We start from the raw sequence: 12,584 nt of genomic DNA, 5'->3' as shown, positions 1-12,584 counted from the left end.
AGAGGCTAATCATGAAGTTTAGAGTTTTGTTGTTTAGAGTTGGCTACATTGATTCTTTCAATTGGCTGTTTTTTTCTTTTAGGGGCATGGTTCATCTTTAAACATTTACGTCCTATCATCTCTGCCCCAAGGTGCATTTTCTTGCCTATATCCTCTTGAGCGGATGATGTATCAATAGCAGGACTGTGCTGTATGTGGGAAGCGCAATTTTCAAATAAGCAAGCGATTACAGCAATTTGGGAAAACAAAAAATCCCTGCTTCTTTTAGAAGAGGGATCTTTTGATTTTGGCCGGTTTGGTTGTTTTTCCATTAATGTGGGGTTAAAAACCGTACATACCACCCGAAACGCCGATCTGCTCGCCTGTAATCCAGGCTGCGTCATCTGAGGCAAGGAACACAGCCGCTTTGGCTATATCCTCCGGTAAACCCCTGCGACCAAGCGGTGTTTTGGAAACAAACATTTTTTCGTATTCACTGCCAGGCGTAACGCCTGCGCTATTGGCTCCTTCGGTATCGGTGGCGCCAGGTAAGATGGAATTGATGCGTATGTTTTTTGCGCCCAGTTCTTTGGATAGCGCAATTGTAATGGCATCTAATGCCGCCTTGGTAGCAGAATACAAGGATGCGCCTGGAAGGGGGTATTTACTTGCTCCCGAACTGATGTTGATCACATTGCCACCCTTATTGCCAAAGGCTTTCAGAGATGCCTGGATAGTTAATATAGGACCTAAAACATTTACATTGAAATGCTTATGAAAAGCGTCTGCCGAAACTTGTTCAATGGGTAAATATCCCTGGTAAACCGCGTTATTGACAAGGATATCCAACGCGCCGAAAGCTTTATCTGTTTCCTGGAACAACCTGATCACATCTGCTTCATCCGATATGTCTGCCTGCACTGCAATGGCCAGGCCTCCGTTTTCGGTAATCTCTTTAACCACCCGGTCCGCACCTTCCTTACTTGATGCATAATTCACCACTACCTTTGCGCCTGCTGCAGCAAAGTGTTTTGCAATCGATGCACCTATCCCTTTTGATGCACCGGTAACTACAGCTACTTTATTTTCTAAATTTTTCATGATTTTAAATGTTAACATGTTTAATTTCTCCAGTTCTATTTTGGCTTCTGGAGCACATTCAAAGATGCAAAGCTCTTATAAACTGGCGCGTGAGCTGGATCATAAAGTACCTGTGATTTAAGGCAATAGGCAAGCGTGACTTAAATCACCTGACTACAGTTAACTGTTTGTTTGATAGGTGTTTTTGTTTGATTGGGGAAATAGCGCGCGCAGGGGAGCGGAAAAATCAGGACGGTTATTTGAGCGCATTTTTCCTGAGCCTGCTTAAAGTTTCCCTGGAGAGGCCCAGGTAAGAGGCGATCATGTTTTGCGGGAACCGTTTTAGAAATTGTGGATAGTTACGCACCAGATCCCCGTAACGCTCTTCAGCGGTATAGGTCATGGCAGCTTCGATCCTTTTTTGGTTAGCAATGGTGTAATTTTGATTGATAACGCTAGACATCTCCAAAAATGCGGGGATCTGTTTAAGTACGTCCTCAATTTCAGCATTTGTGGTTTGTAAAACTTCCAGTTCCTCGAGTGCTTCTATATTGAAACGGCTGGGCGTTAATTTATAGAAACTTTCAAAATCGGCCAGCCACCAGTTTTCAAGCGAGAGTTTCAGGATATGTTCATTCCCTTTTTCATCTACCGTGAAGGTTCTCGCGGATCCTTTGGTGATAAATCCAATATACCTGCATACGTCGCCTTCCTGCAGGAAGTATTGCCGTTTGCGCAGTTTTTTAGGTTTGAAGTGCACCATCAACAACTGTTTGTCCTGCGCTGACAGGGATTTGCCAGCTGTTTCGTGGATGTAAGTAAAAAGCGCTTCAAAATTGGACATCATGCGATTGGATAAAGTATGCAATTTACGCAAGGCTTCTGATAAAACAAACTGGGAAGGGTTTTTAGCATTGAGCTGGGAATTTTTGAATATATTTTTTTCATCGGTTTCGACTAGGTCCAGCAGTTGAATCATTATCTTTTTTATTATTCTAATGGCTTGCCCCTAAGGGAGCATCATCATTAATAACTTAGATTTCAATCAGATTATTTAAGGGTAAACAGCTGATGGACTCACAGTGGTAGCTGTCTATAGTCTTAGTGCTTAGTATTTTAGATGTTTTCAGGAACAGGGAATGTAGTGCTAGCACCAAAATCATTTATTATGGATCGTTTACATTCTCTACTTGTGGAGGAATCCACCAAGATATTGAAAACCTACCTTGAGAAAGGTGATAATTTTTTGGATACAGACTGATGTTTAATGGGGACCATCCCTTAGTATCAATTCGAAACGGGTGTTGGGTATATGGTTTCTGGTAATCTGTTCCGTATACCTTAAAAATCCAGCTAACCTATGGGATGTAACATCCTGAGCTGTTCATGTGGTCGAGCATGTAATGGCCTGCAACAACACCCATGTCCGCCCAGTACGTTCCATTTGGAGCGCTCACATATACGGTGATGGTTTGTCCGCAGGAATCGTGAAAAGTGAAAGGCTTTTGAATACGGAATGCACTCGCGGTATTGCTATTCCTTGAACTATTGTTGAGGTCTAACTCAACCCTGATTGGGTTCCCCGATGTTTTTCCGGTGTTTACATCGCCAGCCATGGTGGCAAATGCGAAAAACATACAAATCAATGCAATAGATAATTTTTTCATGTTTTCTGTTCTTAAGTGATAAATGTGATCAATCTTTCAAAGGGATGGTCCGGTAATTCCCGTTTTGCAGAGCAAAAATAATCATTTTATTATTATTTCCCTATTGTGAGACTAATTTATGTACGGAAAGAGATACTATAATTTCTGTAGACACTTAAATGAACTACAACAAGGTAATGTTGGCTGTATTCAACTTTCCCTATCCAATGCTTTTATTTTCCCGAGAACAATTAACAGATTTACGGTGTTGGATTTATTGGATAACCTTTAGTTTTTAAAGGCCCGCCCATTATCCACGGCCAGGGTGTATGGGCAGTATGTTTAAGGCCCGAAGAAAATCATCAATGGAAATGACTGAAAAGAAAATACAATCCTTAGAGGATCCAAGAACAAAATATCCACAGCCTCCATTTGTTAAACAGCCGCAGGCCGTTCCGGGGCTGGCATCAAAAATGGACCCGGTTCCGGATCACGGTGAAAAAACCTATAAAGGAACCGGAAGACTTACAGGAAGAAGGGCGTTGATTACCGGAGGCGATTCGGGGATTGGCCGGGCGGCAGCTATTGCCTATGCAAGGGAAGGCGCAGATGTAGTGATCGGCTATCTGCCACAGGAGCAGTCTGATGCTGATGAAGTACTGGCGCTGATAGAAGAGGCAGGGAGGAATGGATTTGGAATATCCGGTGATATTACTTCTGAAAGCTTCTGTGTGGAGCTGGTAGCTGGCGCAGTAAAAAAGCTGGGTGGGATAGACATCCTGGTGAATAATGCCGGACACCAGCAGGCAGTTGATTCACTTGCGGATATCAGCTCGGAGGGATTTGATATGACTATAAAAACCAATATTTATGCCCCCTTCTGGATCACCAAAGCAGCGCTGCCTCACCTTGAGCCTGGTTCCGTAATTATTTCAACCAGTTCGGTACAGCCCTATGATCCTTCAGAAAATCTTTTCGATTATGCTCAAACCAAGGCGGCAAACGTTGCTTTTGTAAAATCGCTTGCCAAACAACTGGGCCCGAAAGGCATCAGGGTAAATGGCGTAGCTCCGGGGCCGGTATGGACCCCGCTTCAAACCAGTGGTGGACAGCCGCAGAATGCCATCGAAGAATTTGGGAAGGCAACACCTTTAGGAAGACCGGGACAGCCTGCTGAACTGGCCTCTATTTATGTGCAGCTGGCCGATAATTCAGGTAGTTATGCAACAGGGCAGATTTATGGTGCTGCCGGTGGAAGTGGCCATCCGTAAAACACATTGAGCCTGATCATTTTATTTATGATACAGGCTCTTTCATTTAAAAAGCTTCTGGGTTTTAAGGGTAGACAACCGCATCAATACGGTCTTCTACCAATTCGTCCTTTAACCTGCAGTTGGTGTAAAATTCTTCATAATAAGCTTTTATCACAGCCGCCATTGGTGTTGCGAGTAAGGCACCGGTTAAACCAAAAGCCATACCCATCGCAAGTAACAGGAACAGGGAAGACATCGGATGGATATTCATTGTGGATGACCGGAGTTTCGGCATCAGAAAATCCGAAACCAGCTCGTTAAGCAATAGAAAAAACACCAGGCACCAAAACGCCGTAGCAGGGCTCACCGAGAGTGCAACCAAGGTAGGCGGAATAGCCATAATGTAAAAACCGATTTTAGGGATTAGTTCCGAAAAAAACGCGAGTGCAGCCCAAACCAAAGCCCCGGGTACGTTCATGAGTGTGAGAAAGCCATATACCACAACCGCTTCAATAGCGCCACCAATCAGGTTCGATTTCATCCAGCCGATTAACATTACCGAAGTGTGTTTAAGCGCATCTTCAGCTTTTTGGCGCTGATGGATTGGGAAAACCGTGATATACAGCTCCACAATAGGCCTGGGGCTACCTACAAAAAATACCACCATGCAGATGAAAACAATAAACACAAATAGATTTCCAAGCACTGAAAAAGAAAAATTACCAATCCCCATAACCGTATTGCCAATGGAAGGAATAGCTGAAGATACCGACATGCCGCCGTCTTTGATCTCCTTTTGCAATTCAGGAAATTTAGCCAATACCCTATCAAGGTAACCACTAACAGATGCGTAATATTTAGGGATATTCCCGATCAGCACATCCAACTGATCGCTTAAATGCGGCACAACCATCCAGCCGAGTAAGCCCATTGTAGCAAAAATCAGCACAAAAACAATCAGGGAAGCCAACCAGCGTTTCAGCCCTTTTCTTTCCAGTCGGCTAACCGGGGCATTGATGATAATGCCCAGTACAACTGCAAAAATCCCCAGTAACAGCACACTGAGTATTTTATATAAAAACCAGAGTAAAATGATCAGCCCGGCAACGTACAACACAATAGAAGTTGCCGTTCGGAAAAGGTTGTTGCTTTTTTTGATATCCATACCAACCTAACTGATCAACTTCATTAAAAGTTTTTAAGCGATTGGAGATTTTTAATCGTATGGAATCACAAATAGATATATGCCTGGAAACAAAGATGCTAAATAGTGAGAATTTTTAGTTAAAACCTGGTGGAAGTAGAGGATTAGAGCTGTGCGACTGCATTTACCTGCCGCATACCATGCATTTATAGCAAGGTATGCGACAAGAAGTTGATGCCAAAATCCATGCGGTTTTGGCATGGATATTATTTTGCAGGCATTTTAAAAGAAGGGGGAATAGAACTTTCCTCCGATGCCCATAATTTGTTCGGGCGTTTACCCATAGTTAGTTCCAGTTTTCCACCTTTCATTAAATCCTCGTGCGAGAACCACGATTTATTCCAAACCTGCCCGTTTAACTTTGCAGATTGTATGTATTTATTTTCGGGTGCATAATTCAAACAGGTTACTTCGAATTTTTTACCATTCCCGATATCCAGTTTTACATTAGAAAATGTAGGACTACCAATAACATACATAGGTATACCCGGGGTAATTGGATAAAAACCCATTTGCGAAAAAACTACAAAAGAGGTTAAACCACCGCCATCTTCATCGCCCGGGATACCCATCAGGTCGTTACGGAACCATTGGGTAAGTAAGCTGCGTACACGTTTCTGGGTACGCCACGGTTGGCCTGCATAGTTGTAAAGATAGGGGATATGCATGGCCGGTTCGTTACCCATAGAAAACTGTCCAACATTACCCGTATGGTCTGGCAGTTGCGAATAAAAATCAAACCTGCTTTTTCCCAGCGGTGTATCATACATTTTTTCCAGCTCATCAACAAAAGCCTGTTTTCCACCGATCATATCAACCAGGTCGCCTATGTTGTGTAGCACATCCCAGCGGTAAAGCCAGCCGTTGTTTTCATCGTAGGTTTCCCTTGCCCCTAATCCACCCGAAAAGCGATAATCCAAAGGTTGGATAAATTTGCCATCAATATCTTTCGGATGAAAGAATTTGGTATCGGGATTAAACACGGTGTGATAGCTTTTGCTTTTCTCTAAAAAATATTTTGCTTCATCGGTTTTGCCAAGTTGCCCGGCAATGTTGCCCAGGCACCACTCATCGTAAACCGTACCCAAAGTTACCGCTATGGGTTGGCGCTTTTCGAAACCATGAACTTCGGGCGCAGTTTCCTTTTCTCCGGGAGGTAATGCCGGAAAGTATCCCTTATCTTTAAAAAACTGATCTAAAACACCTGCTTTTTTTGACGACCATGGTGACAGTGTTTTTTCGGTGATCCCGGCTTTACAATATTGATATGCTTCTTCGAGATTAAAGCTCCGGAGGCCTTTGTTATAAGCATCAATTATAGTGGCCACGCCGTGGTTACTGTTCATCCTGCGGCTATCGCCGGTAACTTCCGGGAAAGTGGGCATCCAGTGGTCGTTCATCTGCTGGGCCATCCGGAGATAAGAGTTAATCATATCGCCTTCCATTTTTGGCTCAATAATTACACGTAGCGGATGTGTTGCCCTATAGGTATCCCAAATCCAGTCATCTGTAAAAAAAGGAGTGCCGTTATCATTGTGAACCTTGCCATCAAAAGCACTAAAATACTGACCATCTTCTGATAAACTGATCATGCGCTCATAAGTGCGGTAAAGTGAGGTGTAAAAAATAATTTTGGCCGTTTCATCTGTTCCCTCAACAGCAATTTTTCCAAGGGTTTGGTTCCATATATTTCTGCCGTTTTGAGCCACTTTATCCAGCTCATAATCCCTTATTTCCCTGTTAAGGTTCCGCTTTGCCTGTTCTACGCTGATAAATGATATGCCGTAACGAGCCCTGATCTTTTTTGTGCCGGCCGGGTATTTTAATGTCAGGTAAGCATTCTGCCCCGATGTGGACTGATCTTTTGAATCAATTTGACCATTCTTTTGTTTTCCGGCCTCAAGAGGGGATAAATCGGTTTGGAAATAAATATAAACCCTGGTGTTATTACCCAGTTTCTGAAATCCGCTTACCACATTTTCTTTAACCGATAGTTCGCCATTTCTGGTGTTCATGATCAGATATGCAGGACCGGATTTTGAAAAGCTGATATCGTATATGCCTGATTGGTGAGCGGGGGCAAACCGTACATTGATGCCATAGTCGTCAAGATCAACCTCATAATAATAAGGTTTGATGATTTCGTTATCATAACCATAAGCTATGGTGGGGCTGGTGTTTTTCAGGTCGCCCTGGAAAGGGCTCAGGTTAAAGGCCGAACTACCCCGGTGGCTGGTAATAACCAGCGGCAAACCATGTATTGTATTGGCGGTGAAATTATCCCGTTCGGGATAAACCCTCAACAAACTATTGGGTAAATGGACGGTGGGATAGGTGGGAACAAGCAAATGGCTGATGTTCCCGATATAGGGATTTACGTAATCGACAGGTTGTTTTTTGGTCTGGGCATCGGCCGTACCGGCTAAAAACGCGAACGGTAAAATGCAGTTTAATAATGTGTAAAAGAGTTTTTTCATATTTTTTCCATAAACCCACAAGTTTTAAATCCGCTTATCTCTACCTGTGGGATATCTAATTTAAAAAGCAAGTTAGTAAAACGATTTATTAAACCGAATATGTTTAATTTCTTTTTGTCTTCCTGAATTTGAATTCCTGTACTTATTTTTCTATAAAGTAGGGGCGGTATGGGTTTTTAGTGAATCTTTTGATGTTTTTCTTTCAGATTAAGATTGATTTGGTATTTTGCATGCCCAATTAGATAAGGATATGGCTTCAGGTTTTTTTGCAGTTTTAGACGATATAGGTGCTTTAATGGATGATGTTGCGGTAAGCGCAAAACTTGCTGCAAAAAAAACAGCCGGAATATTGGGCGATGATCTTGCCGTTAATGCCGAAAAATCAACCGGTTTTCTTTCTTCAAGAGAACTTCCGGTATTATGGGCGATTACCAAGGGCTCATTGGTCAACAAACTTATTATTGTTCCGATAGCACTATTACTGAATGTGTTTTTTCCGGTGGCCATAAAAATAATTTTGGTACTGGGAGGGATATACCTCGCGTATGAAGGCGTTGAAAAGATTGTAGAATATCTTTTTCATCGCTCTGCAGATCACCATCAGGAAACAACAGAGGTTTTACAGGAAGATAAGGATGCGGAAAAGATAAAAGTTAGATCTGCCATCACTACAGATTTTATCCTCTCTATCGAAATTGTAATCATCGCGCTGGGCAGCGTACTGGAAGAAAGCATTACCTTACAGATTGTAACTGTTTCGATTATAGCGCTTCTGGCTACAATCGGGGTTTATGGCATTGTGGCTATAATTGTTAGGATGGATGATGCAGGATACCGGTTAATTAAACGTTCGAACGGAAAAGGAGCGCTTTCAGTACTGGGTAAATTACTGGTTTGGTCGCTACCCATCGTAATAAAAGTTTTAAGTGTGGTAGGAACAATAGCATTGATCCTTGTTTCGGGTGGCATTTTTGTACACAATATTGATTTCATGCATCACCTTTTACCGGGTATTCCTTCAATAATAAAAGAATTTGGTGCCGGTTTAGTTGCCGGATTACTGGCAGTTGCCTTTGCAATGGCAGTCAAAAAGATCCTAAAGCTGTTTAAGCGTAAAGCCTGATCTGTAAAACCTGGCCGATGCCTTCGGGCATCGTAAAAGCGCTTTACTGCTAGCCTAAGTTTATGGCGCTGTAGTTTAAACACAAAAAAGCCTTTAAATCGAAAGATTTAAAGGCTTAACTTTATATGTAGAATTTTCGTGTGCAGCGTATTTTAGCTGATCACAAACTTATTCTTTCCCTTTTAATGCCGCATCAATACGGTCGGCAAGATCATCCAAATGGGCTTTTGTTTGTCCCTTGGTATTGATTGCCGCTTTTTTGATCGAGACTCCAAGCATTTTTAACTCACCTTTAACAACCGAGCTTACATCATTATTGGATGCATTGGCATTAGGTCCATTTACAATGGCAATTAGCCTGGCCAGGTAATTTTTTTGCAGGTTGCGGCGGTAAACATCTATGGCTGTACCCGTTTTAAGTTCAGCAAAGATCGATGCATTTAAATCTGCCATTAAATCGGTGATCTTATAGGCATCGTCTCCGTCAATGGCTTCAGCTGTAATCAGTTTGTTAAGCGTTGCATTGCTTAAAATCTGATTGATAATCGGCACCTGTAACAGGGTAACCACATAAATGGGATCGCGGCCTGTATTATCAAGAATATTTTTATCAAGCAACCAGGTAGGGGTGGTAAAAAGCTGCTGATCAAAAAAAGCGATTGCCTCACGTTGTTTTGCCGCCGGGTTCCGTTGATATACCGTACCAGCCTGTTCAACGGTTTTGGGCGTTTCCAGAACACCACCTATATTTTTGGCTACATGCCCCATATACCTTCCCAGTTGGCCAACCAACTGTCCGTACATGTTTTTCAGGTTATCATAACCCTCATTATTTTCTTTCGTCCATTCGGGGAGTTTAACCAGGATGCGTTTTAAATTTTTAATGCCATAGTTGCCTGATATCATGGCGTCATCACCCAGGTCTTCGCTCTGTGATCGCGGATCATCGCCATTTGATTCGGTTCCGAACCATAAACGATTATTCTTCAGCTTTCCAATGGTGAGTTTATTTAATACCGGAACTTCGGCAGCTGCGGTTTTAGCATCCAATAGTTTATATCCCCATTCAATTGCCCAAAGATCGTAATCACCTATCCGCGGATAAATCCCTTTTGGTTTAATGTTATCCTCAGGCTGTGCCACATAGTTAAAACGTGCATAATCCATAATAGATGGGGTATGACCATTCGCCTCAACAAATGTTTTGTCGCGCAGTTTTTCTGAAGGTACGGTAGCGCTCGAACCAAAGTTATGGCGCAAACCAAGGGTATGGCCAACCTCGTGCGAGGATACAAAACGGATCAAATCGCCCATTAATTCTTTACTGAAATTCATTTTTTGTGCCCTTGGATCAATGGCGCCTGCCTGGATCATATACCAATCGTGCACCAGTTTCATCACATTATGGTACCAGTTGATATGGCTTTCCATAATTTCCCCGCTGCGGGGATCAGCGATACTTGGGCCGCTGGCATTCGGGATTTCGGAAGGTTTGTAAACAATGGCCGAATGGCGTGCATCATCCAAACTCCAGGTAGAATCTTCTTTTGCGGTAGGTGCCATTTTAGCCATTACTGCATTTTTAAAGCCCGCCTTTTCGAAAGCTTTCTGCCAGTCGTTAACGCCCGCAATAAGGTAGGGCACCCATTCTTTCGGTGTGGCCGGGTCGATATAAAAAACGATCGGCTTCAGGGGCTCAACCAGTTCACCCTTTTTATACCTGGCCATGTCGGCGGCCCTTGGTTCCAGTCTCCAGCGCTTTATCATATCAATTTCCCTGATGCCCTGTGGGTTGGAGTCGAAATCGGTATATCCGGTGGTAAAATAACCAATCCTCGGATCAAAGTAACGCGGTTTCATGGGTACTTTGGGTAAAATTACAAGCGAAGCATTTAACTCAACCGTTGCTGAGCCCGAAGGGACAGTTCCGCCGGGAGCCGCCGAAAGAATATAGGTAACCGAAGGTGGTGCGGGGGTAAGCAGATAGGTTTTAACCACATTGATCTCAACATTGGTAGGGAAGCTTTTAACGCCTAAAATGTAACTTCTGTCTGCCTGTTGCATACCCAGGCGCAAACCTGTTTTAACTGCTGGTGTACCAAAATAAAAAATATCGTTATCGCTGTTAATGTAATCGGTCATGTCGATCACACTTCCTTTTTTGTCGGGCGAAAAAGCTGCAATATTGAATGCTGCAGCAATGGCCTGTACATTGGAGCGCTGCAGGTTCTGGTACATTGCGGTAGTACTATCGGGGCCATAAGTGCGGAAAGAAAGTTTGCGCATAAAAATCCGGTTGGACGGGCCTTTTTCAAAGCGGATCACAGTGCTTCCAATCTGATCTCCCGAATAGCCTGATGCCGAACGTACTTCAGCACCAGCCTTCGAAATTCGGCTTACCACGAGTATATCGCGGCCTAATACAGAATCGGCTATCTCAAAGAAATACTTATCTTCCAGCTTGTGCGTGGTAATCATTCCCTTCCGGCTGATGGCTTTATCGGTAATTACCTGGTTATAGGGCTTAGGTGCCGATTTCGCAGCTCCCGGAAGCGCTATCCCGGCCGTTTTTTTAGCCGTATCGGCTGGTGTGGCTGGCAGGCTTGCCGGCCTGTTCTGTGCATTAATGAGGCAAGGCGATGCCATGCCCATCAGGGCAGCTAACATAATTTTTTTCATGAAACGATGTGGTTACTTGATGTAGCTTGCTATTTTTTTATTTACGTCTTCGCCCCTAAGGTCTTTTGCAACTACTCTTCCCTGTGGATCGAGTAATACATTTTGTGGGATGGCACTGATACCAAACCTTACCGCAACTTCGGTTTTAAAGCCTTTTACATCGCTAACCTGTGTCCAGGGCAGGTTATCAGTTGCCACCGCATTTAGCCAGCTTTCTCTTTTATCGTCCAAAGAAACACCTACGATTTCGAAGTTCTTTTCTTTCAGTTCTTTATAGGCTTTTAACAAGAATGGGTTTTCGGCACGGCAGGGTACGCACCAGCTTGCCCAAAAATCAACCAGTACATATTTGCCTTTTAATGATGATAATTTAAACTCATTTCCCTTTGCATCGGGAAGGGTAAAATCGATTGTTTTGCCAACAGCAAATTGTTTGGCCTTATTGTATTTCTCTGTTATTTTCTGACCGGTAAAACTGGCCAGCACACCTTTGCTCAATGATTTATAAATGGGATCGAATTTATCTACATCGATTACAGCCATTTTGTTTCCAATGATCAGATTAGCAGTAAAATAAGAATCGGGGTGACTTAAAATAAACTGATCGAGGGTCGATTCCATTTTAGCCATTACAGGTTTTGCATCTACAGCAATCTGCTTTAGCTCGAGCGAGTCTTTTGCCGCCTTCGCTTTGTAATAACGGGCAACTATTTGTTTGTACTGTGCCTGTAGAGGATTCATTTGCGCATTATATTCGCCATATTCACGCTGTACTTTTGTTCCGGTAATAAGCGAGGTTGCAATACTGTCGGTTCCGGTTACCATCGTATTGCCTTTCTCCAGGTAGAATTCCTGGAAATCAGATCTTGTCCGGCTGCTGGCTTTTTCAAGGGGTTTAAGTTCCAGGTAGGCTGCATTGCCGAATTTTGTTGTACCGCTTAAGACAAATTTGCCATTTGCGGTTTTGGTACTGTCCTTAACCGATTTCCCTTCGCTGTTTACATAGCTGAGTAAAACGGTTTGGCCGTTGGCTGATTTGGGCAGTTTACCTGTTATTTCAAATTTATCCTGGGCCATGCAAAAGCTTGCTGGCAATAATAATAAGGTTATGATAATGGGTTTGATATTCATGGTTATGATGTT

10 protein-coding genes are annotated in these 12,584 nt (G+C 43.1%); 2 read left to right on the top strand and 8 right to left on the bottom strand.

Features of this window, described 5'->3' with window-relative positions; translation table 11 throughout:
• Positions 1 to 5: 5 nt before the first annotated feature.
• The 4 genes from DRW42_RS03115 to DRW42_RS03100 form a co-directional block, all read right to left on the bottom strand.
• Positions 6 to 311 (bottom strand): hypothetical protein, encoded by a 306-nt coding sequence (locus DRW42_RS03115; protein WP_113947383.1) that lies wholly within the window; start codon positions 309 to 311, stop codon positions 6 to 8.
• Positions 312 to 321: 10 nt separating this feature from the next.
• Positions 322 to 1,080 carry an SDR family NAD(P)-dependent oxidoreductase gene (locus tag DRW42_RS03110; RefSeq protein ID WP_113947382.1) on the bottom strand — a complete coding sequence of 253 codons (759 nt, stop codon included), beginning with the start codon at positions 1,078 to 1,080 and terminating at the stop codon, positions 322 to 324.
• Positions 1,081 to 1,315: 235 nt separating this feature from the next.
• Complete coding sequence (locus tag DRW42_RS03105; protein WP_244215174.1) at positions 1,316 to 2,038, bottom strand: Crp/Fnr family transcriptional regulator; 723 nt, start codon at positions 2,036 to 2,038, stop codon at positions 1,316 to 1,318.
• 379 nt (positions 2,039 to 2,417) lie between these two features.
• Positions 2,418 to 2,726, bottom strand: coding sequence for a hypothetical protein (locus DRW42_RS03100; protein ID WP_113947381.1), 309 nt, complete (start codon positions 2,724 to 2,726; stop codon positions 2,418 to 2,420).
• Between the two features lie 350 nt (positions 2,727 to 3,076).
• On the opposite strand from DRW42_RS03100, the gene DRW42_RS03095 reads away from it, so the two are divergent.
• Positions 3,077 to 3,976: an SDR family oxidoreductase gene (locus DRW42_RS03095; RefSeq protein WP_147243655.1), complete on the top strand. Its 900-nt coding sequence runs from the start codon at positions 3,077 to 3,079 to the stop codon at positions 3,974 to 3,976.
• A gap of 64 nt (positions 3,977 to 4,040) precedes the next feature.
• On the opposite strand, the gene DRW42_RS03090 is transcribed toward DRW42_RS03095, so the two are convergent.
• Positions 4,041 to 5,123, bottom strand: coding sequence for an AI-2E family transporter (locus DRW42_RS03090; protein ID WP_113947379.1), 1,083 nt, complete (start codon positions 5,121 to 5,123; stop codon positions 4,041 to 4,043).
• 245 nt (positions 5,124 to 5,368) lie between these two features.
• Complete coding sequence (locus DRW42_RS03085) at positions 5,369 to 7,639, bottom strand: GH92 family glycosyl hydrolase (protein ID WP_113947378.1); 2,271 nt, start codon at positions 7,637 to 7,639, stop codon at positions 5,369 to 5,371.
• A gap of 250 nt (positions 7,640 to 7,889) precedes the next feature.
• On the opposite strand from DRW42_RS03085, the gene DRW42_RS03080 reads away from it, so the two are divergent.
• A complete protein-coding gene (locus tag DRW42_RS03080) occupies positions 7,890 to 8,762 on the top strand; it encodes a DUF808 domain-containing protein (protein ID WP_113947377.1) in 873 nt (290 codons plus the stop codon).
• Positions 8,763 to 8,930: 168 nt separating this feature from the next.
• On the opposite strand, the gene DRW42_RS03075 is transcribed toward DRW42_RS03080, so the two are convergent.
• Positions 8,931 to 11,441: a zinc-dependent metalloprotease gene (locus DRW42_RS03075; protein WP_113947376.1), complete on the bottom strand. Its 2,511-nt coding sequence runs from the start codon at positions 11,439 to 11,441 to the stop codon at positions 8,931 to 8,933.
• Positions 11,442 to 11,453: 12 nt separating this feature from the next.
• Positions 11,454 to 12,572: a TlpA disulfide reductase family protein gene (locus tag DRW42_RS03070; protein ID WP_113947375.1), complete on the bottom strand. Its 1,119-nt coding sequence runs from the start codon at positions 12,570 to 12,572 to the stop codon at positions 11,454 to 11,456.
• Positions 12,573 to 12,584 lie beyond the last annotated feature (12 nt).

It is taken from the genome of Pedobacter miscanthi (assembly GCF_003315595.1).
Classification (GTDB): domain Bacteria; phylum Bacteroidota; class Bacteroidia; order Sphingobacteriales; family Sphingobacteriaceae; genus Pedobacter; species Pedobacter miscanthi.
The sequence above is the reverse complement of the archived record's forward strand: the minus strand, read 5'-3'. Positions and strand labels throughout refer to the sequence as shown.

Excerpts from the sequence above, each read along its gene's own strand:
- DRW42_RS03115 (WP_113947383.1), bottom strand. The coding sequence starts at position 311 with ATGGAAAAACAACCAAACCGGCCAAAATCAAAAGATCCCTCTTCTAAA.
- DRW42_RS03110 (WP_113947382.1), bottom strand. The coding sequence starts at position 1,080 with ATGAAAAATTTAGAAAATAAAGTAGCTGTAGTTACCGGTGCATCAAAA.
- DRW42_RS03105 (WP_244215174.1), bottom strand. The coding sequence starts at position 2,038 with ATGATTCAACTGCTGGACCTAGTCGAAACCGATGAAAAAAATATATTC.
- DRW42_RS03100 (WP_113947381.1), bottom strand. The coding sequence starts at position 2,726 with ATGAAAAAATTATCTATTGCATTGATTTGTATGTTTTTCGCATTTGCC.
- DRW42_RS03095 (WP_147243655.1), top strand. The coding sequence starts at position 3,077 with ATGACTGAAAAGAAAATACAATCCTTAGAGGATCCAAGAACAAAATAT.
- DRW42_RS03090 (WP_113947379.1), bottom strand. The coding sequence starts at position 5,123 with ATGGATATCAAAAAAAGCAACAACCTTTTCCGAACGGCAACTTCTATT.
- DRW42_RS03085 (WP_113947378.1), bottom strand. The coding sequence starts at position 7,639 with ATGAAAAAACTCTTTTACACATTATTAAACTGCATTTTACCGTTCGCG.
- DRW42_RS03080 (WP_113947377.1), top strand. The coding sequence starts at position 7,890 with ATGGCTTCAGGTTTTTTTGCAGTTTTAGACGATATAGGTGCTTTAATG.
- DRW42_RS03075 (WP_113947376.1), bottom strand. The coding sequence starts at position 11,441 with ATGAAAAAAATTATGTTAGCTGCCCTGATGGGCATGGCATCGCCTTGC.
- DRW42_RS03070 (WP_113947375.1), bottom strand. The coding sequence starts at position 12,572 with ATGAATATCAAACCCATTATCATAACCTTATTATTATTGCCAGCAAGC.